Origin of the sequence: Acinetobacter sp. CE-15 (assembly GCF_051059255.1) — a bacterium.
GTDB lineage: Bacteria > Pseudomonadota > Gammaproteobacteria > Pseudomonadales > Moraxellaceae > Acinetobacter > Acinetobacter guillouiae.
The window spans coordinates 1,229,275-1,253,252 of sequence record NZ_CP192737.1 but is presented as its reverse complement, the minus strand read 5'-3'; the positions used below and the strand labels follow the sequence as shown (position 1 = coordinate 1,253,252).

The 23,978-nt window shown below is 38.2% G+C and carries 23 protein-coding genes; 9 read left to right on the top strand and 14 right to left on the bottom strand.

Translation table 11 applies throughout. The features are described from left to right. Positions 1–42: 42 nt before the first annotated feature. Entirely contained in the window at positions 43–657 is a 615-nt protein-coding gene (locus ACQ7EO_RS05815; protein WP_434279130.1) for an arylesterase, read from the top strand. A 59-nt stretch (positions 658–716) separates the two neighbouring features. On the opposite strand, the gene ACQ7EO_RS05810 is transcribed toward ACQ7EO_RS05815, so the two are convergent. Next, positions 717–1,286, bottom strand: a complete 570-nt coding sequence (locus tag ACQ7EO_RS05810; protein ID WP_434279129.1) for a TetR/AcrR family transcriptional regulator C-terminal ligand-binding domain-containing protein — start codon at positions 1,284–1,286, stop codon at positions 717–719. 152 nt (positions 1,287–1,438) lie between these two features. Between ACQ7EO_RS05810 and ACQ7EO_RS05805 the strand changes: the two genes are divergently transcribed. Continuing rightward, the gene (locus tag ACQ7EO_RS05805) at positions 1,439–2,644 is read left to right on the top strand and encodes an MFS transporter (RefSeq protein WP_434279128.1); all 1,206 of its coding nucleotides are present in this window, start codon (positions 1,439–1,441) and stop codon (positions 2,642–2,644) included. Between the two features lie 63 nt (positions 2,645–2,707). On the opposite strand, the gene thrH is transcribed toward ACQ7EO_RS05805, so the two are convergent. Beyond that, entirely contained in the window at positions 2,708–3,325 is a 618-nt protein-coding gene (gene thrH, locus ACQ7EO_RS05800; RefSeq protein ID WP_004717409.1) for a bifunctional phosphoserine phosphatase/homoserine phosphotransferase ThrH, read from the bottom strand. A gap of 321 nt (positions 3,326–3,646) precedes the next feature. On the opposite strand from thrH, the gene ACQ7EO_RS05795 reads away from it, so the two are divergent. Beyond that, positions 3,647–4,381 (top strand): phosphoadenylyl-sulfate reductase, encoded by a 735-nt coding sequence (locus ACQ7EO_RS05795; RefSeq protein ID WP_004717410.1) that lies wholly within the window; start codon positions 3,647–3,649, stop codon positions 4,379–4,381. Positions 4,382–4,786: 405 nt separating this feature from the next. Continuing rightward, on the top strand, positions 4,787–6,244 hold the full coding sequence (locus ACQ7EO_RS05790; protein ID WP_434279127.1) for a WS/DGAT/MGAT family O-acyltransferase: 1,458 nt from the start codon (positions 4,787–4,789) through the stop codon (positions 6,242–6,244). 84 nt (positions 6,245–6,328) lie between these two features. Here the strand turns inward: ACQ7EO_RS05790 and ACQ7EO_RS05785 are convergent, their stop codons facing one another. The 6 genes from ACQ7EO_RS05785 to ACQ7EO_RS05760 all read right to left on the bottom strand — a co-directional run bounded on the left by ACQ7EO_RS05785 (position 6,329) and on the right by ACQ7EO_RS05760 (position 11,108). Continuing rightward, positions 6,329–6,502 (bottom strand): PA1571 family protein, encoded by a 174-nt coding sequence (locus ACQ7EO_RS05785; protein ID WP_004717412.1) that lies wholly within the window; start codon positions 6,500–6,502, stop codon positions 6,329–6,331. A 132-nt stretch (positions 6,503–6,634) separates the two neighbouring features. After that, positions 6,635–8,089, bottom strand: a complete 1,455-nt coding sequence (gene rng / locus ACQ7EO_RS05780; protein WP_434279126.1) for a ribonuclease G — start codon at positions 8,087–8,089, stop codon at positions 6,635–6,637. Positions 8,090–8,140: 51 nt separating this feature from the next. Next, positions 8,141–8,707 (bottom strand): Maf family nucleotide pyrophosphatase, encoded by a 567-nt coding sequence (locus ACQ7EO_RS05775; protein ID WP_434279125.1) that lies wholly within the window; start codon positions 8,705–8,707, stop codon positions 8,141–8,143. Continuing rightward, positions 8,695–9,192, bottom strand: a complete 498-nt coding sequence (gene mreD, locus ACQ7EO_RS05770) for a rod shape-determining protein MreD (protein WP_270383700.1) — start codon at positions 9,190–9,192, stop codon at positions 8,695–8,697. The genes ACQ7EO_RS05775 and mreD overlap by 13 nt, the downstream gene beginning before the upstream one ends. Continuing rightward, positions 9,179–10,036 carry a rod shape-determining protein MreC gene (mreC, locus tag ACQ7EO_RS05765; RefSeq protein ID WP_004717416.1) on the bottom strand — a complete coding sequence of 286 codons (858 nt, stop codon included), beginning with the start codon at positions 10,034–10,036 and terminating at the stop codon, positions 9,179–9,181. Before mreC ends, mreD begins: the two co-directional genes overlap by 14 nt. 31 nt (positions 10,037–10,067) lie before the next feature. Then, positions 10,068–11,108: a rod shape-determining protein gene (locus tag ACQ7EO_RS05760; RefSeq protein WP_004717418.1), complete on the bottom strand. Its 1,041-nt coding sequence runs from the start codon at positions 11,106–11,108 to the stop codon at positions 10,068–10,070. A gap of 134 nt (positions 11,109–11,242) precedes the next feature. On the opposite strand from ACQ7EO_RS05760, the gene gatC reads away from it, so the two are divergent. The 4 genes from gatC (at position 11,243) to ACQ7EO_RS05740 (ending at position 15,803) form a co-directional block, all read left to right on the top strand. After that, entirely contained in the window at positions 11,243–11,557 is a 315-nt protein-coding gene (gene gatC / locus ACQ7EO_RS05755; protein ID WP_004717422.1) for an Asp-tRNA(Asn)/Glu-tRNA(Gln) amidotransferase subunit GatC, read from the top strand. Between the two features lie 52 nt (positions 11,558–11,609). Next, a complete protein-coding gene (gatA, locus tag ACQ7EO_RS05750; protein WP_004717425.1) occupies positions 11,610–13,088 on the top strand; it encodes an Asp-tRNA(Asn)/Glu-tRNA(Gln) amidotransferase subunit GatA in 1,479 nt (492 codons plus the stop codon). Continuing rightward, the gene (gatB, locus tag ACQ7EO_RS05745; RefSeq protein WP_434279124.1) at positions 13,088–14,569 is read left to right on the top strand and encodes an Asp-tRNA(Asn)/Glu-tRNA(Gln) amidotransferase subunit GatB; all 1,482 of its coding nucleotides are present in this window, start codon (positions 13,088–13,090) and stop codon (positions 14,567–14,569) included. Before gatA ends, gatB begins: the two co-directional genes overlap by 1 nt. A 76-nt stretch (positions 14,570–14,645) precedes the next feature. Continuing rightward, positions 14,646–15,803 (top strand): S1 family peptidase, encoded by a 1,158-nt coding sequence (locus ACQ7EO_RS05740; protein ID WP_434279123.1) that lies wholly within the window; start codon positions 14,646–14,648, stop codon positions 15,801–15,803. Positions 15,804–15,821: 18 nt separating this feature from the next. On the opposite strand, the gene ACQ7EO_RS05735 is transcribed toward ACQ7EO_RS05740, so the two are convergent. The 3 genes from ACQ7EO_RS05735 to ACQ7EO_RS05725 all read right to left on the bottom strand — a co-directional run bounded on the left by ACQ7EO_RS05735 (position 15,822) and on the right by ACQ7EO_RS05725 (position 18,028). Continuing rightward, positions 15,822–16,658 carry a hypothetical protein gene (locus tag ACQ7EO_RS05735; RefSeq protein WP_434279122.1) on the bottom strand — a complete coding sequence of 279 codons (837 nt, stop codon included), beginning with the start codon at positions 16,656–16,658 and terminating at the stop codon, positions 15,822–15,824. A gap of 62 nt (positions 16,659–16,720) precedes the next feature. Further along, on the bottom strand, positions 16,721–17,215 hold the full coding sequence (locus tag ACQ7EO_RS05730) for a DinB family protein (RefSeq protein ID WP_434279121.1): 495 nt from the start codon (positions 17,213–17,215) through the stop codon (positions 16,721–16,723). Between the two features lie 291 nt (positions 17,216–17,506). Further along, positions 17,507–18,028, bottom strand: a complete 522-nt coding sequence (locus ACQ7EO_RS05725) for a hypothetical protein (RefSeq protein WP_434279120.1) — start codon at positions 18,026–18,028, stop codon at positions 17,507–17,509. A gap of 386 nt (positions 18,029–18,414) precedes the next feature. On the opposite strand from ACQ7EO_RS05725, the gene ACQ7EO_RS05720 reads away from it, so the two are divergent. Continuing rightward, positions 18,415–19,401, top strand: coding sequence for a putative solute-binding protein (locus tag ACQ7EO_RS05720; RefSeq protein WP_419285625.1), 987 nt, complete (start codon positions 18,415–18,417; stop codon positions 19,399–19,401). A gap of 54 nt (positions 19,402–19,455) precedes the next feature. Here ACQ7EO_RS05720 and ACQ7EO_RS05715 read toward each other — a convergent pair whose 3' ends face one another. From ACQ7EO_RS05715 to ACQ7EO_RS05705, 3 genes are all read right to left on the bottom strand, one after another. Next, positions 19,456–20,487, bottom strand: a complete 1,032-nt coding sequence (locus ACQ7EO_RS05715) for a hypothetical protein (protein ID WP_434279119.1) — start codon at positions 20,485–20,487, stop codon at positions 19,456–19,458. Positions 20,488–20,754: 267 nt separating this feature from the next. Further along, entirely contained in the window at positions 20,755–22,827 is a 2,073-nt protein-coding gene (locus ACQ7EO_RS05710) for a M13 family metallopeptidase (RefSeq protein WP_434279118.1), read from the bottom strand. A 211-nt stretch (positions 22,828–23,038) separates the two neighbouring features. Beyond that, positions 23,039–23,923 carry a LysR family transcriptional regulator gene (locus ACQ7EO_RS05705; protein WP_004717443.1) on the bottom strand — a complete coding sequence of 295 codons (885 nt, stop codon included), beginning with the start codon at positions 23,921–23,923 and terminating at the stop codon, positions 23,039–23,041. Positions 23,924–23,978 lie beyond the last annotated feature (55 nt).

Here is a 23,978-nt window from a genome sequence, read left to right as displayed (position 1 = left end):
AAAGTACCTTATATGCAAATCAAAAAATTGTTAAATTTGAAAATGATGAAAAATCTAATTCATTGTTTATTTTTTAGCATAATCTGTCTGTTGCCCGTTAGTAGTTTTGCAAAAACGATCATGATTTTAGGTGATAGCTTAAGTGCGGGTTATGGTATCAGCCCACAACAAGGCTGGGTTTTCTTACTACAGCAACGCTTAAACCAACAATTTCCCAAACAACATAATGTGGTGAATGCCAGTGTAAGTGGTGAAACCACCAGTGGCGCGTTGGCGCGTTTTCCAAAACTATTACAAAGCCATAAACCTGATATCGTGGTGATTGAGTTGGGTGGCAATGATGGTTTACGCGGTCAACCGCCACAAATGATTCAGAAAAATCTTGCCCAATTAATTCAACAAAGTCAGAAAAGCCAAGCCACGGTCATTTTATTGGGAATGAAAATTCCACCGAATTATGGTGCAGCTTATAGCCAAGCTTTTGAGAAAAATTATCAAATCCTAAGCCAACAATACAAAGTTAAAATGCATCCGTTTTTTATGAATGGAATTGCAGGCAATAAAAGTTTGATGCAAAAAGACTTAATCCACCCCAATGCAACGGCACAAAAAATTCTACTCGATAATGTCTATCCATTGATTCGAGGCGCGCTTTAAGTTTTTCTCAAAGCCGAGATGATTGCACCTGTTTACTTCTCAAAATCGGATGTCGTGTTTTAAAGGACATCCGCAAAATTAAACAAACGTGCCAATAAGTGGTGAATATAGTCCAAACTCGATTCTTGTTCGGTAAATAGAATCCGATGCAACATGGGTGCAATCACAATTTCAATAATCAATTGATTGTCGATGCTTGTTTCATTCCTTTGTTGGGCACGTTGCTGAATAATATCTAACTGTTGAATCAAAAAGTCATAACATTTACCAGAGGTTGGCGAATCATTTTCCGCCACAATATCGCTTAAGATTGTACGCCCAACGGGTGAGGCATATTCCTCAAAATATTGCTCCATCCATGCATATAAGTCTTGCTTAAAACTCCCAAGATCCGCAGGTACACTGTCTGGATGTAAAATATTAAAGGCAACATCTGCAAGCAGTTGAGATAAATCTCCCCAACGTCGATAGATCGTAGAGGGGGTGACTCCTGCATATTCAGCAATCATCGGAATCGTCAAATCTGCCACAGCAACATTGTGCTGTAATGTTTGCACCGCATTATGAACTGCAGCTTGTATTCGTGCACTGCGCCCACCGGGACGCAAACCTGTAACCACTTTCGTCATCAGCAAATCACTACAAATCTATAAATGAAAATCTATCAATGGGTTAATGCTTGAAGAACAGCTTTAATCAAAAATCATCTTAGCTAAACCTTTGTGTTTAATCCAAAATACGGTATAAAAGCTAATTAATAGCTTTTATGTACATGTTGATTATGCGCAACTCTAATTTTAATCGTCAAGTGACTTCCTATAAATTAAGCCATAATGCTGCACTGTACACACATACTTTTACCCTAATGGCCTTTTTGGCAGCCTCAAGCGCACCAACACCGTTATATCGCTTGTATCAACAACACTTCAATTTTTCTCCTGTTTTATTAACGCTTATCTTTGCCACCTATGCGTTTGCATTGCTATTAACCTTATTGGTAGCAGGATCATTGTCTGATTATATTGGACGTAAGCCGGTTATTTTTGTGGCTTTGATTTTAGAAATTATGTCCATGGGCTTTTTCTTGTTTGCATCCAATATCGAAATGCTGTTTATCGCACGAGGTTTGCAAGGTATTGCCACGGCTTTAGCCGCATCTACGTTTGGAGCAGCTTTGCTTGATCTGAGTAAAACACAGGGTTCTTTAATTAATAGTATTTCTCCAATGCTTGGTATGGCTGCGGGTATGCTAATGACCTGCATTGTTTTAGAGTTTTCGACTGTTCCATTAACACTTATTTTTGAAATACTCATTTTTCTGTTTGTCTCTACCACATTTATCGCAATTTTTAGCCCTGAAACCGCAACTAAACGTGTGGGTGCTTTGGCATCATTAAAACCGCAACTGACTGTTCCAGTACAAACCCGAAAAGCACTCTTAATTGTAAGTCCAATTAATATCTCGTTATGGATGGTCAGTGGGTTCTTCCTCTCGTTAATGCCTTCATTGCTGGCTCAAGCTTTCCATGTGCAATCGGCATGGTTGAATGGCATGATGTTTATTACCCTATCAGTTTCAGGGGCTGTTGGGATTTTAACCCTGCGCAATGCGCCAACATTTAAAATTTTAGTCACTGCTGCAATTACGATTGTCTTGGGCTCAAGTGTTATTTTGCTTGGCATTCATCTGGTACAACCAATCTTATTGTTTATTGGTGCTGTGGTGACTGGGATTGGCTTTGGTACAGGTTTTATGGGTGCAATTCGTGCTGTTATGCCCTTAGCTTTACCTGAACAACGTGCAGGTTTAATGGCCGCATTTTTTGTTGAAAGCTATTTGGCCTTTAGTATACCTGCGATTATTGCTGGATACTTTGTCAATAAAGTGGGCTTAATTTTTACTGCGGATGTCTATATTTGTATGATTATCTTGTTGGCCAGCTTGGTGTTTGTTTTTGCGTTTAAAAATAAACAGAACATCCACTAAAGTGTGTTAAAAATCAAAGCAAAACAAAAGGCGCATTGAGCGCCTTTGGATTTAAATCTTAGATTAAGCTGGAATATCACGAATAGATGCTTTACGAATTGCTTCTTTAAGCGCGTCATAACCATGAATTGGCGGGAACTGTGGAAATTCACGAATCACATTTTCAGGCGCGTCAAATAAGAAACCATGATCAGCTTCACCCAACATGGTTGTATCGTTATACGAATCGCCTGCTGCGATCACACGGTAATTTAGACCATGTAAGGCTTTTACAGCTTCACGTTTTTGATCAGGTTGGCGCAACTTATACGCAGTGATCATACCATTTTCATCAGTTTCTAATTTATGACAGAAAATTGTTGGCCAACCTAACTGTTGCATCAACGGATGTGCAAACTCATAAAATGTATCTGAAAGAATAATCAACTGAAAATGGGTACGTAACCATTCTACAAACTCTTTTGCACCCGGAAATGGCCCCATGTCTGCAATCACAGCTTGAATGTCATTTAAGCCTAAACCATGCTGTTTAAGAATATTTAAACGTTGAGTCATCAACACATCATAGTCAGGAATATCACGAGTTGTTGCTTCTAATTCTTTGATTCCTGTTTTTTTAGCAAAATTGATCCAGATTTCTGGTACCAATACACCCTCAAGATCAAGACATACGATTTCCATGGGTTCTCCCAAATGTCAGATAAAAATTTTGGGCTTATCATAGCACTAAAGTTTAAAAAGAATGCTGAAAGTTTTTACAGCAAACCCATTTCATTTGGTTATGCATAAGGCTTGTCAATATTTACAAATCTGTTTTATTCATAAGTATTTTAATTAATCTGCTAAGTAGCATATTTCATTTACTTTAAAATATCTGGATCGTCAAAAGCAGCAATTCACATAAGTTGAATTGACCTAATTTTTGCCAAAATGCTTAAATTCAAATATCTTTTGAACATGTTTACGAAAATTGTAGCTTCAAGCTAACTGCCAGGAGCAGATATGACCGCCATTCCAACCATAGATCTTGTGGACGCACTTGCGACTGAGTATGCCGACAAATCACCTTCTGAAATTTTAGAACTTGCGCTTTCTCAGCAAGGTGAAATTGCAATTTCATTTTCTGGCGCAGAAGATGTTGTTCTTATCGATATGGCACACAATTTAGGTAAGCCATTTCGTGTTTTTAGTTTAGATACAGGTCGTTTACACCCTGAAACCTACCAATTTCTTGAAACCGTACGTAAGCACTATGGGATTAAAATTGAGATTTGCTTTCCAGAAGCCGATGCCGTTCAACAGTTGGTCAATGAAAAAGGTTTATTTAGCTTCTATCAAGATGATCATAAAGAATGCTGTGGTATCCGAAAAGTTCAGCCACTACGTAAAAAATTAGCCACTTTAGATGGTTGGATTACTGGGCAACGCAAAGATCAAAGTCCAGGTACACGTACGGAAATTCCAGTCATTCAAGCGGATAGCGGTTTTTCTGGTGAAGGCAAACAACTGATTAAATATAACCCATTGGCCAATTGGTCAAGTGCGGATGTATGGAACTATATTCGTATGATGGAGATTCCTTATAATCCATTACATGAAAAAGGCTTTATCTCAATTGGCTGCGAACCATGTACCCGTCCAGTATTGCCAAATCAACATGAACGCGAAGGTCGCTGGTGGTGGGAAGAAGCAACACATAAAGAATGTGGCTTACACGCAGGCAATTTAAAAAAGTAATATCAGGAAAACTCATTAAAACTCATGAATTTTTATTAACTTAACGTTCATCGAAATGCTTGGATTTTACGCTTAGAAAAGTTTTATACTAAGGTTTGTTGATATTTCATCTATAGCTTGTGTTATAGGCTAAAGTTGAGTAGGCAAAGGCATGAAAAAATAGTGAGACTATTTTCAGGTTTCATCACTCAAACTGAGAAATTTTAGCTATACCCACAATGCCAACAAAGCGCTGCATTGTTGGCAACACAAAATGTAACGATGTACCTGATGTTTTCTAACATCACATCGTTGTAAACATGGACGAATGATCAACAGACCCAAGTTACACGGTTCTATAATTCTAACAATTCACCAGCTCATAAATGAGTTGTTGTAGAAATTGCAGTGAGGCAATCCAAGACTATGCGCCCATTACACCCTATTGATTTTATTTTTTTAAATTTAGAAAAACGTCAACAACCCATGCATGTTGGTGGGTTATTCTTATTTGAAATACCAGAACATGCGCCTTCTACCTTCATTCAAGATCTTGTTGCAGATATTCGTAATTCAAAATCTATTCCTGTCCCACCCTTTAACAACCGCTTAAGTGGCATGTTTTGGGATGAAGACGAAGAGTTTGATATCGATCATCATTTCCGTCATATCGCATTACCTCATCCGGGACGTATCCGTGAATTATTGGTTTATATTTCACAGGAACACAGTTCGTTGATTGACCGAGCAAAGCCACTTTGGACCTGTCATATTATTGAAGGGATTGAAGGCAATCGCTTTGCCATGTATTTTAAAATCCACCATGCCATGATTGATGGTGTGGCTGGTATGCGTCTGGTGGAAAAATCATTTTCAAAAGATGCTGACTCCAAAACCATTATTCCGCCTTGGTGTGTCGAAGGTAAACGGGCAAAACGTTTAAAAGAAACCAAACTGGATAAAGCTAAAAAAATATTCTCTGCCTTAAAAGGGCAAGTTGAAGCAGCACCTAAGGTCACTCAAGAGCTGTTCCAAACTGTATTTAAAGAAATGGGGAAAAACCCCGATTATGTTTCAAGCTTTCAAGCGCCGAGTAGTTTATTTAATCAACGGGTAAGTTCATCACGTCGTTTCGCTGCTCAGTCTTTTGAACTTGATCGTTTTAGAGATATTTCCAAAGCTCTTGGTGTAACGATTAATGATGTGGTACTTGCGGTGTGTGCAGGTGCATTACGTGATTATTTAATCACACAAGAAGCTTTACCGAAAAAACCGCTGATTGCGATGGTTCCAGCCTCATTACGTGATGATGACTCAGATATGAGTAACCGTATCACCATGATTTTGGCAAATTTAGGTACACATAAAGAAAGTCCTTTAGAGCGTTTAGACATCATTAAACGCAGTGTACAAAATGCAAAAAATCGTTTTAAACGTATGAGCTCTGATCAAATCTTAAATTATAGTGCTTTCGTTTTTGGTGCAGCAGGCGTCAATATTGCATCAGGACTTATGCCAAAACGTCAGGCATTTAATGTGATCATTTCCAATGTACCTGGACCACGTGAACCTTTGTACTGGAATGGCGCTAAATTAGATGCCCTCTACCCTGTTTCTATTGTTTTGGATGGTCAGGCACTAAATATCACCATGACCAGTTATTTAGATAAATTAGAAGTCGGTTTAACGGGTTGCCGTAAATCTCTGCCTAAATTGCAAAATCTTCTCACGCATTTGGAAAATGAAATCCAAAAGTTTGAGCAAATTATTGCAGAGAAAAATTCAGTAGCACTTGCCGATCAAAAGCCAAACGCTCAAGCCAAGGCAAAATCGGATACTCAAGACAAAGCGAAGGAATCTGTTGCAGCACGAAAGTCAGTATAGGATTTTATAATTGTTTTGATTTTAGTGTTGATTGAGAGATAAAAAATAAATCGATTCAAAAATTAAGGGGCTAATATATGCCCCTTAATCTTTAACATTACGACACTTATTTAACAGTTGATGACAGACATTAACCACCATATCTTTAGTGATTTTCACTTCTTGACCATTGTCATCTAACATAACACATGTATTTTTAGGCTGGCTTTCCAACACATGCTTGATACTACGACTGATTAATTGTTCACTTACACTCATTTTATGACCTCACTTGCTAAGACTGTGAAAGGGAGAAAGTCTTTGGCTACCTTTGTAATCTAGTATTGTGAAATCAGTTCAAAAAGTAAAATTTCAGATGTAACAACTGTTTAACGACATCCTGTTACAATTTCAACTCAAAATGATATCGTATTGCTCTTGCGTGTATAAATTTTCGACTTGGAATTTAATCACGCGATTAATAAAATGCTCTAAATCCGCGACAGCTGGGGCTTCCGCAGTTAATAGGCGATCAATCACCGATGGATGACCGATAACAGTAAAGCCACTCTTAGACTCATAAGCACGGGTATATCTTAAGATTTCTCGAAAAATTTCGTAACATACTGTCTCTGCTGTTTTCACAAATCCGCGCCCTTGACAGGTCGGACATGATTCACACAACAAATGCTCTAATGATTCACGGGTACGTTTACGTGTCATTTCAACTAAGCCAAGTTCAGAGACTTGGGTAATCTTGGTTTTTGCATGGTCACGTTCCAGCATTTTATCAAACTGGTTCATGACCTCTTCACGATGTACAGCTTCCTGCATATCAATGAAGTCAATAATGATAATGCCACCTAAATTACGTAAGCGTAATTGGCGCGCAATCACCTGTGTCGCTTCCATATTGGTTTTAAACACAGTGTCTTCTAGCGTACGGCCACCGACATACGAACCTGTATTGACATCAATTGTGGTCATCGCTTCAGTCTGATCTATCATCAGATAACCACCTGACTTCAAAGCTACACGGGTTTGTAATGCTTTTTGGATATCTTCTTCAACATTGTACAAATCAAAAAGTGGACGCTCACCAGGATAGTGCTGCAAGCGGCTTTCCATACTCGGTACAAATTCACAAACGAACTCTTGCAACTTGGCATGTATTTCCCGTGAATCTACATAAATTGTTGCCGTATCATCATTGGCTAAATCGCGAATAACACGTTGTGGTAAAGGAAGTTCTTCAAAAATCAGCGAAGGTACTGCAATAATTTTTTGTTTTTTCTGAATAAATTCCCAAAGCTTGGCTAAATATGCCATATCTTGAGCAATTGAAGCCTCTTCAATTCCTTCAGCGGCTGTACGTACAATCACTGAACCCGGCAAGTTATGCTCGCTTTGAATTCTTTCAATCATCGAGCGTAAACGGTCACGTTCTTCTTCAGACTCAATCCGTTGCGATACACCAATATGACTGCCATATGGCATCAAGACAAGATAACGAGATGGGATAGAAAGATCGGTACTCAGCCGCGCACCTTTAGTTCCCAACATGTCTTTCATCACTTGAACCGTCAGAATTTGACCGGGTTGTAATAACTCAAAGACATTTGGCGTAGGTTGATTACGCGGCCAAATCATATCATTGATGTGTAAGAATGCAGTACGAGATAACCCGATATCGACAAAGGCTGCTTGCATCCCTGGAAGTACACGGACAACTTTTCCTTTATAAATATTCCCGACTAACCCGCGTTTAACAGTTCGTTCAACAAACAGTTCGTTGACCGTACCATTTTGAATTAGCGCCACACGACATTCCATAGGTGTGACGTTAATCAATAACTCGTCAGACATAACTAAACTCAAAACATTATAAAAATTCTTTTCAGCAGTTAATTTAGTGCCTCAACTGCGCTGATCTATACGATCAAGTAACTGTATCGTTTCATGCAACGGTAGCCCAACCACATTGCTATAACTACCATTTATACCTGTCACATACTTTGCCGCAATACCTTGAATTGCATATGCGCCAGCTTTCCCCAAAGGTTCGCCTGTAGCCCAATATTCTTCCATATCATTCAGACTGAATTGTTGGAACTCAACTTCCGTACGAACCACGACACTCAATAATTGATGTGCATTTGCAACGCAAACACCTGTCAACACTTCATGTTTTTGACCTGACAATAATGTCCATATTTCAAAAGCATGCTGCTTAGATGTTGGTTTCCCAATAATTTGATTGGCAAAAACCAAGCTTGTATCTGCTGCAATAACAGTGCTTTGCGGGTGCAATTTCAGTACCACTTTGGCTTTGCTTTCAGCCAAACGTTGTACATACTGCTCAATCTGTTCATGTTCCAAGACAGATTCATCAATATCTGGGCTGTGGATGCTAAAATCCAAGCCCACTTGTAAAAGCAGCTCTTTACGCCTTGGCGAGCCTGAGGCCAGAATTAAATGCGCCATCTTCTTAATAAATAATAAAGAACTGGCCAGCAAAAAACACTCGAAACCAATGTTTGCCAATGACGGGTAATCGAAAAATGCGTACCAGCCATCACTTGCGCCATAAAGGTAAAGACCAAATGCGCGAGAATTGCAAACATACTAATAATCCAAAGATTACTAAATGTCAGTACACGTCTTTCTCGAATAAAATAGCGAGTTAAAAATGCAATCAGCACATAGCTCAATGCATTCATCCCCAAAGGTGCATCTAACAATAAGTCAGTAAATAGCCCCATGGTAAATGCAAACCAAATTCCACACCATGTAGGCTGACACAGCACCCAAAATAGCATGATTAAAAACATATACAGTGGCCGCCATCCTGCTAATGCATAGGACATCGGATAAACCACTAAAATTGAACCAATAATAATTGAGACAACAATAATCCATAATGGATCTTTACGTTGCTTTTCAGAAGGTAATTTCTTAGCGATCAACATTTGGCTGCTCCATCGCTAAAGAATCAGAGAAAAGTACCACAACATGATGACCACCTGCTAATTGTGCAGCTGGAACCACATCAATTTGCGCAAACTCACCCGTGTTATGACGCATGACTTTAGATACAGAACCGACCAAATAGCCTGCTGGGAAATGTTGCCCCAAACCTGAACTATAAACTTTATCACCCACTTTGATATTGGCACTTGTTGGAACATATTCCATTTTCAAATGTCCTAAATCACCAGTACCCGTCACGATGGCGCGCATACCTGAGCTTTCTAAACGTACAGATAAAGAATGTTCTTTATCGGAAAGCAACATGACACGGCTACTATGTGGATAGACGTTGATGATTTGCCCCATGATTCCTTTATCATCTAAAACGGTTTGCCCAACTTTTAAATGATTGGCTTCACCACGGTTAATGATAATGATATGACGCAATGGGTCAGCATCGGTTCCAATCACTTCTGCAATTTCCATACGTCCATCGATAATCAATGGCGTATCGAGCAAACCACGTAAACGGGTATTTTCAGCAGAAAGTTCAGAGAGTTTTTGCAGACGTACTTGAGCCTGAAGCAATTCAGCTTGCATCGCGGTATTTTCACGACGTAACTGAGCCTCAGATTTAGTTTGTTGATTTAGCCATTCTTTCGACAATACAGGATAGCTTGCTAAGGCATAAATTGGATTATATGCCGCATACAAGACATCTCTTGCAGGTTGAATCACTTGTGGCATGCGCCAGTTAAAAAACAGCACTACCAAACAAGTGATGACCGCAATGATGAACGAGCGAAAAGATGGCGGTTGTCTTGAAAAGAGATTCGGTTGCACCGCCTCATCCTTAAACTTAATCGAGTATAGTTTAGCCTACAAAAAGCATATCATGGTTTGGATTGTCAAAGAATTCTAAGACTTTACCGCCACCACGCGTTACACAAGTTAAAGGATCTTCTGCTACAACAACAGGTAAACCTGTTTCTTGAGCAAGCAACTTATCTAGGTTACGTAGTAATGCACCACCACCTGTCAACACAATACCACGCTCTGCGATATCAGAAGATAACTCAGGTGGAGTTTGCTCAAGTGCCGATTTCACAGCAGAAACAATACTTTGTAATGGATCAGAAATCGCTTGGGTAATTTCATCTGAAGTTACCGTAATAGCACGCGGTACACCTTCAGCAAGGTTACGACCACGAACTTCAATTTCTAAAGTTGTGCCATCAGCAACAGCCATGCCCACTTCTTTTTTGATAGTTTCAGCCGTTGTTTCACCAATTACACAACCATGTGCTTTACGTACATAGTTAATAATTTGTTCATCAAAAACATCACCGCCAATACGTAAAGAATCTGCGTACACACAACCTTGTAAAGAAATGATGGCAATTTCAGTTGTACCACCCCCCACATCTACGACCATAGAACCACACGCTTGCTCAACAGGCATACCCGCCCCAATCGCAGCAGCCATAGGCTCTTCAATCAAACGTACATCACGTGCACCTGCGTTAAACACAGCTTCACGAATCGCACGGCGTTCTACCAATGTTGATTTACATGGTACACATACCACTACACGAGGTGCAGGTGGAAATAAACGTTTTTCATGCACTTTACCAATAAATTGATTTAACATGGTTTCAGTAACTTCGAAATCTGCAATAACACCATCTTTCATCGGACGGATTGCAGAAATATTGGCTGGGGTACGACCAAGCATTTGCTTAGCATCTAAACCCACAGCTGCAACAATTTTCTGCGAACCACTGTGACGAATCGCCACAACTGTCGGTTCGTTTAATATAATGCCCCTTCCTGGTGCATAAATAAGTGTATTTGCAGTACCTAAATCAATGGCTAGATCTGGCGAAAACAAGCCAATTAGTCGTTTTAGAATCACGGGTCGTTCTCAGTTTAAACTTTATATGGACGCAAGATGGCAACTTTAACTAAATGTGATGATTTGAACAAGTCAATCGCTTATTATAACGCACGATATTTTGAATTTTTTTAAAACTGATTAGGTGAGACATCATGTCAAGTTCAGATGTTCAGCATTCTGCAGAATTAAATGCACAAACTGTATCGCAAATCGCCAATCTTGCTCGATTGTCGCTGAATGATACGCAATCTGCTGAATATGCTCAAAGTTTAAATAAAATCTTAGGGATGATGGAGACCTTAAAAGCGATCAATACCGATGGTGTTGAGCCACTTAAGAGCCCATTTGATAATCCGCAACCACTTCGTCCAGATGTCGTGACTGAAGCGAACCATCGTGAAGAATATCAAGCCATTGCTCCTGCAACTCAGGATGGTTTGTACCTCGTTCCGAGAGTGATTGAATAATATTTGATCAAATGAACTTATTTTAAAAAATTAATCGTAAAGAATTGTACTCATGACTGATTTACACCGTTTATCGATTCGTGAAATGACAGAAGGCTTAAAATCTGCCCAATTTTCATCTCGTGAATTGACTCAGCATTATTTGGACCGTATTGCGAAAATTGATGATCGTGTCAAATCGTATGTAACGGTCACTCCCGAACAAGCATTGGCTCAAGCTGATGCTGCTGACAACTTACTAAAATCTGGAACTGCTGGCGTATTGACTGGTGTTCCACTGGCGCATAAAGATATTTTCTGTACCCAAGGGATTAAAACCACTGCGGGTTCAAAAATGTTGGACAACTTCATTTCACCTTATGATGCAACTGTGGTGGCGAAAGCCAAAGCAGCTGGCCTAGTGACTTTAGGTAAAGTGAACATGGATGAATTCGCAATGGGTTCAACCTCTGAAAGTTCATTCTACGGCGCGACTAAAAACCCATGGAACTTAGAACATGTTCCTGGTGGCTCTTCTGGTGGTTCTGCGGCTGTTGTCGCGGCTGATCTTGCACCGCTTGCAACAGGTACCGACACAGGTGGTTCAATTCGCCAGCCGGCTTCTTTCTGTGGCTTAACTGGTCTTAAACCGACCTATGGCCGTGTCTCTCGTTTCGGGATGATTGCGTTTGCATCATCACTGGATCAAGGTGGCCCAATGGCACGTTCTGCTGAAGACTGTGCTTTTTTGATGAACACCATTGCTGGACATGACCTCAAAGATTCAACTTCAATCAACAAAGAAGTAGATGACTATGTTGCAAACTTAAATGCAACAGCAGTGAAAGGTTTACGTATTGGTATTCCAAAACAATACTTCAATGTTCAAGGTCTCGATGCAGAAGTTAAGGCACGTGTTGAAGAATCTTTGAAAAAATTACAAGACATGGGCGCGACATTGGTTGAAATTGACCTCAACATGACTGAAGCCTATGTACCAACTTATTACTTGATCGCGCCTGCGGAAGCGTCTTCTAACTTGTCACGTTATGACGGTGTTCGCTATGGCTACCGTTGTGAAAACCCAACGGATATTTTAGATCTCTATAAACGCTCTCGTTCAGAAGCGTTTGGTGCAGAAGTACAACGTCGTATCTTGATTGGAACTTATGCGCTTTCTGCTGGTTATTACGATGCTTATTATGTGAAAGCACAAAAAGTTCGTCGTTTAATCCAACAGGATTTCTTAAAAGCTTTTGAGAATGTCGATGTGATTGCAGCACCATCTGCACCAACGACAGCATACAAAATCGGTGCGAACTTGAGTCCAACCGAAATGTATTTAGGCGATATCTATACACTTGCGGTGAACTTGGCGGGCTTACCAGCCATTAACGCACCTGTTGGTTTTGATACGAATAATCTCCCAGTAGGTTTACAGTTAATTGGTAACTATTGGTCAGAATCACAATTACTTTCAATTGTGCATCAATATCAACAAAATACAGATTGGCATACTAAACGTGCGGCTATTGCTGAGGAGAATGCATAATGACTGAAGCTCAAAAGTTAGCACCATCCGTGTCAAAGCTGATTGACGGTTGGGAAGTCGTTATTGGTATTGAGATTCACACACAGCTTGCAACTCAGTCTAAAATCTTTTCAGGTTCATCAACTGAATTTGGTCAAGACCCGAATACTCAAGCCAGCCTTGTTGATTTAGCAATGCCGGGTGTACTTCCTGTGCTAAACCAAGAAGTGGTTGATCTTGCAATTCGTTTTGGTTTGGGGATTGATGCCTATATCGACCAAGCCTCTGTATTTGCGCGTAAGAACTACTTTTACCCAGACTCGCCAAAAGGCTACCAGATCAGCCAGATGGACAATCCTATCGTTGGGCTAGGTCATATCGATATCCAGCTTGAAGATGGCACAGTGAAGCGTATAGGCGTGACTCGTGCGCATTTGGAAGAAGATGCTGGTAAATCGATTCATGATCAATTCGAAGGCATGTCAGGCATCGATTTAAACCGTGCTGGCACACCTTTACTTGAAATCGTGTCTGAACCTGATATGCGTTCGGTTGAAGAAGCTGTTGCTTATATCAAATCGATTCACACTTTGGTGCGCTGGTTAGGGATTTCTGACGGTAACATGGCTGAAGGTTCATTCCGTGCTGACTGTAACGTATCGTTACGTCGTCCGGGGCAACCATTTGGTACCCGTTGTGAGTTAAAAAACCTCAACTCATTCCGTTTTATCGAACAAGCCATCAATGTTGAAATTCAACGTCAAATGGACATCTTGGAAGATGGCGGTCGTATTGATCAAGAAACTCGTTTGTTCGATCCGAACAAAATGGAAACACGTTCAATGCGTTCTAAGGAAGAAGCCAACGATTACCGTTACTTCCCTGACCCTGACTTGCTTCCAGTGATCATTGCAAATGAGCAAATTGAAGCTGCTCGTGCTGCACTTCCAGAGTTACCTAAAGCACGTCGTGCGCGTTTTATCGCTGACTTTGCTGTAACTGAATATGATGCACATGTACTGACTCTATCTCGTGAATTGGCTGATTTCTATGAAGCGGTTGTTACGGCTTCTGGCGGCACGGCTCAAGGTAAAGTGGCTGCAAACTGGGTGATGGGTGAATTCTCAGGTGCTTTAAATAAAGCCAGCCTTGAACTTCAAGACTCTCCTGTTTCAGCAGAACAACTGGGTGGGATGATCGCACGTATTGTTGACAATACCATTAGCGGTAAGATTGCCAAGCAAGTGTTTGGCTTTATGTGGGAAGAAGGCAAAACTGCAGATGACATCATTGCTGAAAAAGGCTTGAAACAGGAAACTGATACAGGTGCCATTGAAGCCATTATCAAAGAAGTGCTTGCTGCCAATGAGAAGATGGTTGAAGAGTATAAATCTGGTAAAGACAAAGCATTCAACGGTCTAGTCGGTCAAGTGATGAAAGCCTCTCGTGGTAAAGCCAACCCAGCTCAAGTCAATGAATTGATGAAGAAATTGATTGGTTGATTTATTCGATAATTAATTGATTTTATGTTATAAAACCTCACAAATGTGAGGTTTTATTTAGCCATAGGATCTAAAATTGAATAGAGACGAAATAGATTTCAAAAAACTATATATAGAATCTTCAAGTGCAATTGCATTTATAGCAGTTATTGATGACAAAACAGGAAATGAAGGAATCGGAACAGCTTTTCATGTCGGAGATGGTATCTTCGTCACAGCAAGACATGTTGTAGAAGGAAAAGAAATAAAAGAAATAGCAACAACAAAGCGCATTATCGAAAATTATCAGGAAGGTAAATTTGAGGAGTTGTCCGAAACCATTCGTAATCCATATTATTTTAAAATAATTGATGGACCACATTTCCCTAAGGATAAAGAGCTAGATATAGCCTTATTAAAAGTCGATTTATTAGGAATCGACTTACCAGTGCTAAACTTAAATGAAATGACTAGTTATCGTATTAATGATAATACCTACATCTTAGATGAAGTCTTAATAATAGGATATCCACCAATTCCTTTTACTATAGCTCCAATACAAATTACTTCAAAAGCTAGAGTAAATGCTGTTATTGACGTACATCATTCACAATATCCACATCTTATTGTATCAACTATAGCTAGAGGCGGATTCAGTGGAGGTCCTGTCTTAGAAAAAAGTGGGCACGTTATAGGAATCGTTACAGAAAGTTTAATTATGAATGGAGAATCTACAGAATCTGGTTTTATGAGCATACTTTGTATTGAACCAGTTATTAAAGAACTAATTAATTTTTATAATTTTGACTTAGAAGCACACAATATAAATTGGAATGCTTGGTGGGAACCTTTGTATGCTGCAAAATTGAGTAATAAAATTTCCTTAAATAGTCAACTAAATCCTCGAATTTCAGATGCTGAAATATATTTATATGATGATGATAGAGATGTATTTGCAGAAATAAAATGCGATAACGCTCAAATTTTAGAAACGGCTCTTATGTCATTTAGAAAAATTTGTGAAATTGATATTTATGATGAAGATTCGACTTCTACATTTAAACGTTTTATTCCTGATGGTGCTTTATCGGAATATACTTTACAAAAAGCGGCCTTAAGTGCTGTTCAAATTTTTTTAGAAGCTAACTATAAGTTAATTGGTCAAGTTCAACGTCAGGTAGAAGAAATTGAATATAAAAAAAGATCAATTGAGATAACAGAAAAATCACTTTCTGACATTGATCTACCTTTTTAATGAATTATTCAATGTCTATTATTTACTCTTAAACCAATAATCCCATTTCTCACCATCAACGCCAAACTGGCCTTGCCACCATCGTGTTGGATAGTTCACATCATCATTTCTAATTGGGCGATGTACCTTTTCTGGATAAGTCACATATTTATCTGCATAGCCAAAATGCTTATCATCATGCAAAATACCAATCACTCCAAAAATCTCTAAAAGCCCCAAACGCTCGTCGTCATTGGACTTGAGTGCTTTAGAAATACTCTTTTTAAGTTGAGCTATTCTGTCATTGGGTTGAGCTGTCTCTATTATTGTTTTGAGTTCATTTAGAATGTTGTAATCTTCATCGCTTGGTTCAACGACAGGAAATTTAAGAAATTGTTCCAAATCAAATAAAACAGAAATCAAATTATCTGTACAGCTTCCATGTTTGTATTTAAAGAAATTAAGTGTATTAAACTCAATGAGTCTTTCAAACTCATACGTATATAGCCCACAAACTGCACATATATTTGAGTTTGGTTCTGGACTGGAAACAAAGTCATGTTCAATCAAACTTTTACCAATACAGTAACTTGATAAAAAAGATCGATACTCCAATCGTCTTGTACTTAGACTGTAAATAAATGCATCCACCACAGATTGCTTTTCAATTTGATTAACTGCTGTCTTTATTCTTCGACAGATTTCATTGTGACTTATTTTTTCTTGTTCAAACATAACGGAATGGCTTTTTGCATATTCAAACTCATCTTCAGTAATGAATTGCATATATGTATCCCAGTAAAACCAGCGCTCTAAATTTTGATCCTGCGAGCTTTTAATGGTTTTAAGTAAAATTTTGACTGCTTTCTTGTCCATGTTTATTTATCTATTCACTTAAATTTTTTAATTCAACACCTTACATATATCATGATAACGATTTATCCCACTCTACGCTCAGGTTCATACTGATGAATAAAGACCGTATATGTATCGGCAGGATGAACCACCTGAGCATGATGTAAAGCATGCGCAATATTGCCTCTATGGTATGTTCCATGATTGATGATATGAAAGAGGATCTCTTCTATTGATAGGCTACCCGTTTTTTTATCTATAAATTGAAAATGAATAATTTCTGCAAGTTGCTCCGATTGAATATTTTGTACAAATTCAATAAACCATAAATATGATTCAGCAATTCGATGTTTAAGTTCATCTAAGGATGGTAAAAATTCTGTATTGGTTTGACTGTGCAACGCTTTTTTGTTTTCTAGCCGAGATCTAAATAACTCTTCGACAATGATCATATGATTGAATTGTTGCTTGGCAAAATTATAATCTTCTAAATATTGCACTTGATCAATTTGATCTATGGCTTTAAATAAACGCTGATCTGACCATTGTTTATATAAAAAGAGTTTTTCAAAATTCATTAAATTGACCTAAAGCTTTCTTTGAATCAAATCATCAAGATAACATGCAATCACTGAAAAAACCCGATCTTTTAAATACCCTCAATCACCAATTTTTTACAGACCAAAACTCAATCTAATTTTAATAATCTAACTTTAAACAAGCTTTCTTGATGCATTCATTCCACTCCCCAAACCCTTTCAATAGTAAGAGGAGCTGCTTTGAGATTTCTATAATGACTTCAATTGAGTCATGAAGATTCCCACTCCTTTAAACAGAGAAGAAGTCTTGCTCCGTAAAGGTAAAGTGATTTATGGACGAATCACACCCAACTTATTCCAAATATCAGGGGTTAAAAAAGTCATCACCAATTTATTTAAGTCGACATATCGCAATACACCCTGTAACTGTTTTTTCACTTCTGGGTTTTTAATAATATCTTCGCCTGTCGTACGACCTAACTCTTGGAAACTGTCACCTACTGCTTGCACACCTTCAGCTGCAATCACTGCTTTGGTCTGTGCGGCACACTGCTCTACAATCACCCGTTGTAAAACCTGAGCAAACTTTTGATCAAGTTGCGTTCTTTGCGCATCACTGACATTACTCAATGCTTTTAGATCAGGGTGTGTAGATAGTGCAGCAAAGGTCCACTGTAATACTGTAGTTTTATCTGTTGCTGTGGTTGCTTTTACCAAACAATCACTAAGTTGATCAACGGTTGGCCCTGCGACAGCAAACTGTGTTGTTCCCATTAATGCCGTCGCCATAAACACAGAACGACCCATATGGTAAAATTTAGAATGCATTGATGAGAAAATTTGGCGTGACATAAACAAAGTCCAATTCGAAATTAAATCCTTTGTATCACAAGCGCTACCTGTTCGCCTGTTATGACTCTGTAAACAACATCTACTGAAAATAATCTCATTTGCTGTACTAAACTGGATTCAATATTTAGGTTATATTAAAAAATAGAAAGCATCTTAAATTTCAAAAATAAAATACTTTCTTAATCCATCATCTAGCTCAAACTAATTAAAGATTTAAAAAGACCAATATTACATGAATCAAATCTCAATCAATAACCTACACTCAAAAACCTACATTTGTTGGATTTTTTGACATAAAAAACAATCCTCTTGGTCATTAGTTCATCAATAGCACATACGTTTTAATAAGATATGCCATAACTGTTTATAGGGAAATATATATGAAAATGGTTCAAGCTCTCACACTAACTACTTTATTCGCACTTTCGATGCCTGCTTTAGCAAAGCAAGTTGTATGTGTTTTTGATCCGGTTGGTAAAGCAGGTGATGCATATGCCCTAGCTAAAGATTATGCACTTGAAGCAAAAAATTGGGGCGCTGATATAGATTTAAGAGCCGTTACTGACGAAAGGCTCGCAGCAGAAGACTTAAAAGTGGGTAAATGTGATGGTGCCATTATCAGTGGTTTACGTGGTCGCCAATTTAATAAATATATTGGCTCCTTAGATGCGATCGGTGCATTAACGGATATGAAAACAGCCATTTCAGCCTATAAATTATTGTCTTTACCCCGAGCAGCTGAAAAGATGGTCAATGGCCCTTATGAAATTGCAGGATTAGGTACAATTGGCCCAGCATATCTATTTGTAAATGACAAAAATATCAATACATTAGCCAAAGCTGCTGGTAAAAAAATTGGGGTGTTCCGTTATGACGAAGCGCAACCAAAATTGGTTCAACAAGTGGGTGCACAAGCTGTTTCTGTTGATGTCACCAGTGCAGGCGCTAAATTTAATAATCATGAAATTGATATCCTTCCTGCACCTGTTGTTGCATTTAAACCTTTTGAGCTTTATAAGGGCTTAGGAGAAAAAGGCGGCATCGTAAAATTCCCACTGACTCAAATTTCGGCCAATTTTATTATTCGAAAAGACAAATTCCCTCAAGGCTTTGGACAAAAATCTCGAACTTGGGTCGCAAGCCAATTGGGTAGAACATTTAGCATCGTAGCCAAATATGAAAAAGAAATTCCTGCAAAATATTGGATGAATATCCCTGCCAATGAACAACTGAACTATATCAAAATGATGCGTGAATCTCGTATTGCACTGACTAAATCAGGTATTTATGATCCACAAATGATGAATTTCCTCAAAAAAGTTCGTTGTAAAGAAAATCCGAGTAGTTTTGAATGTTCGTTGAATGATGAATAACGCTTTTCATTTATTCGGGTGTTTCACTTCGTTGAGGTGAAACACCTTATTCCATTACTTAATCTGCTTTAGCATATGTTTGGCAACTGCATGATTTTGATTACCCGCCAAATTCTGCAAAATTCGTTTGGCTCGATCTTGCGGATTAGAAAAGCGCTGACTATAACTTGGCACATTGGTTAAACATCTTGCTACCAATACACCTGACTCAGCATAGACATTAATTCCACTTGTTCCATGCAAACGCCCATAATTATAAGCACGTTCAGCATTGTTACAGGCATTGATCTGATTTTGCCCACGCCCTAACTCTTTGCGTGCAGAAATATATAATTGCATCTGTTGTGACTGCGGTGTCGTTATTGTTTTTTCAGGCTGAGGCTTTTCTTTTACTTCTTCTGTAACTGCGGCGACTGGCTTTTTTTCTTCCAAGACTTTAACAGGGGTAGTTTTTGCTACGCTGTTGATAGCAGCATTTTTTGAATTATTCATTTTTATATCAGTGCTTTTTGCATCACTGCTTTTTGAATGACTATTTTTAGATTTCTTTTCTTGGGCAACTGCCGCCATATTGCTTTTGTTGTTATAGAATTTATTAAGCTCATCCAAAGATAGAACTTTGGTTTGCAAATTTACGACCCGAGCTCCAGTTTGATCAAGTTTACGTTCAGATAAAGGTTCGATGGATACATACCATTGCTGACCATTACTTTCAGTACATTGGTATGCACCGATCCCCTGTTTAACACTGCTATAAGTATTTAATAATTTTTTTGCCCAAATATCTTTAACCGAACTCATTGTGCTTTTTTGCACTTGAGAAAAATGACCACCTTTAGCGCTACAATAACGGCTTAAGTAACTTTTCGGTGTTAAAGACGGCACCTGCTGATCGCTTTGTTTTGATCCCCAATCATAAATATATTCTTTAGATGCACTATTGTTTTCATTAATATTGTGCTTATCAATGAGTTCTTGAGCAGAAGCATATTGTTTAAAAGCATCTGATGTTGATGTATTCATGGTTGTACAACCTTGCAATACAAAACCGACCCCACCCAATAATAAAAATGTTTTTAAATTCACCGGACATTTCTCAATTATATTTATGCATAAAAATATCTTAAAATGCCCAAAACAACAAACTTATTACATTGAATTTATTGACTATTTATCGAAATAAAGTGATAAGAGAATCACATAAAAAATGATTAGAGATAATCAATTAAGTTAAATCTTAAAAAGCTCTATCTAGACATCTATTCCAATACCATTTTTTATACGACATGTGAAAAAAATATAAAAAAGCCTGCCAAATCTTGATACGGCTTGGCAGGCTTTTAGGTCAGATTATTACCAAATGGTCACGCGTTTATTGGCAGGTAAATACATTTTATCGCCCTGCTGAATATGAAAAGCATCATAAAATGGCGCTTGATTTAGCAAGGTAGTATTGCCACGAACCTTATCAGGTGAATGCGGATCTCTTTTTAAGAATTCAACTTGCATTGCATCAGTAATTTTAGAACGCCATGCTTGTGCCCAACCAATATAAAAGCGTTGTTCACCTGTTAAATTATCCAACACTGGCGCAGCCTTGCCATTTAAAGACAGTTGATAAGCTTTATAAGCAATTGCCAATCCAGAGTTATCAGCAATATTTTCGCCTAAAGTTAACTCACCATTGACATGATAGCCTTTGATTGGCTCATAAGCGTTGTATTGAGCAACCAATGTATTGGTTTTTTCTTTAAATTTTCGATGGTCTTCTGCCGTCCACCAATTTTTCATATTGCCCAATTCATCAAACTGACTACCTTGGTCATCAAAGCCATGACTGATCTCATGTCCGATAATTGCACCAATCGCACCATAGTTCACTGCATCATCGGCATCCATATCAAAGAATGGAGGTTGTAAAATTGCTGCTGGAAAGACAATTTCATTTAATGAAGCATTGTAATAAGCATTGATGGTTTGCGGTGTCATGCCCCATTCATCACGATCAACAGGCTTGCCCAATTTATTCAAGGCATATTGATGTTCAAATTCACGTGAACGGATCACATTTCCAATCAAGTCATTATTTTTGATTTCTAAAGCTGAATAATCACGCCATTTGTTTGGATAGCCAATTTTCACCGCAAAACTTGCTAACTTTTTCTGCGCCTGAACTTTCGTGGTTGGGCTCATCCAATCCAGTTTGTCTATGCTTTGAGAATAAGCTTTCATTAAGTTTTGCACCAAGACTTCCATGCGTTGTTTTTTCTCAGCAGAAAAATACTTTTTCACATAAATCTGGCCCAAACTTTCACCTAAAGTTCCCTCAACCAATTGCACACCACGCTTCCAACGTGGTTTCTGTTCCTTGATTTCTCTGAGCTGTTTGCTATAAAAATCAAAGCTGTTATCGACAAAAGCTTGACTAAGCAATGATGAAAAATCACTAACTAAATGAAATTTAAAATAAGCTTTCCAAACCTCTAATGAGGTATTGTCAACAATTGGGCTTAACCCTTTGAAGTAACTTGGTTGAATGACTTGTATGGTTTTAATCTTATCGGACAATTCTTGTTTTTCTAGATAGGTTTGCCAATCAATTTTTGGACTAAGTTTGGCTAAGTCTTGTGTTTTATAAATATTATAGAGTTTTGTTACATCACGGTTTTGAACATTACTCCATTGTATCTTGGCGATTTGCGTTTCTAATTTTAAAATCCCTTGCGCATGCTGTGCTGCTTGCTTGTCTCCAGCTAGGCTTAAAGTTTTTTCAATATACTTTAAATATTGCGAACGGATTTTCTTAAATTTGGCATCATTTTTTAAGTAATAATCACGATCAGGTAACCCTAAACCACTCTGCCCAAGCATTGCCACCATTTCAGTTGAGTTTTTCATGTCTTGGTCAATACCCACATCAAAAGGGCTGGTTACACCAATACGTGAAAAATGTGCGGCCAATTGTGCAATATCTTTTTTACTTTTCAATGCATCAACATTGGTAATTTCCGCTTGAATCGGCTGAATACCCAATGCTTCAATACTTTTTTCATCCATAAAATTGGCATATAGACTTGCCACTTTTTGCTCTGAACTTCCTTCCACCAATTGCTGTTTTGAAAGCTCATCGACAATATCATGCAATTGTTTTAATGATTCTTCATGCAAAATATCAAAAGTTCCCCAACGTGATTTATCTGCAGGAATTTCGGTATTTTTCAACCATCCTCCATTTACATGTTGATAAAAATCATCATTTCCTTTTACATTTTGATCAAAATATTGATGATCAATCCCCGATTTTTTTTGATCTTTCACAATAGCTGAAGTGGTTTGAGTGATTTGCCCTGTTGATTCAGCCCATACTGGTGCAGATGACAACATGATTGCAGATGCTAAAACACTTTTTACAAATCCAAGTTTCAAAGCGATATCCTCAATTCTATTTCTAAGGTTTGATTTTAAAACAATAATAGTAATCTTGAGCTCAGGCTTTATGTGTAGCAAAAATGCAATGATTCACTGATTTTGTTTTCAAGATAGAATTTCAAAGCATAAATTATTCCAAAATAGCTCAAACATTCAAAATATATAAATCCACTTATTTAGCTGGAGCTTTAGCAAGTCAACCTATAAATTAAACGAGCAGATTTAAAATATGTTTTAAACGGATATTTTCTGCATCCTGCTTATAAACTGCATAAATTGGTGCAATACACGGCGTATCCGCTTTAAGCGCTTTGTAAATAATTTGCTTGTTCCAAAAATCTCGAATGGCCTCTGGAACAATCGACAAACCAATCCCTGCTGCAATCAAATTTAAACTCGACGTTAAACGTGGAGCTTCTTGAACGATCTTTGGACTAAACCCAGCCTGATAACAGCTGGCCAAAATATTATCAAACAAGTCTTGTCCTGCTAAACGGCGATACAGTACAAAATCATAAGGCTCTAAATCAAGTAATTGGATAGCATCAGGATGTTCGGCTAAGGGGTGATTATTGGGCAGTGCCACAATTAAAGGCTCATCAAGTACATGCAAACTGGTGAGTCCCAAACCAATCGGCGCAGGCTTACGCAAAAAAACGATGTCATTCTTTTCATTGATAATCGAATCAATCAATGAGCTACTGCCATCTTCTTCCAAATGAATAGACACCGCAGAAAATACTTCACGAAAATTACGCAGTAAAGCAGGTAAAAAAGAATGTAAACCAACTGAGTTGGTAAAGCCAATATTGATTTGCCCTTCCAAACCTTTAGAAATATTTTGCACGCGTTTGGGAATAGCCTGTGCATGCGCAAGTATGGTAAGTGCCTCTTGGTATAAGGCCTTACCCGCTTCAGTTGCTTCTACGCCACGCGGTAAACGTTTCAATAAATCTGTGTCTAATTCATCTTCTAAGTTTTTGATAATCCGTGTTAAAGGCGGTTGCTGCATATTCAGACGTACCGCTGCCCGAGAAATATTACTTTCCTCAACCACTGCGACAAACGCATTAAGCTTATGAATATCAATCATCTTTTCGCCTCAATATCGATCTTTTCATTTTTATCGTGCTAATTCACGTTTAAAG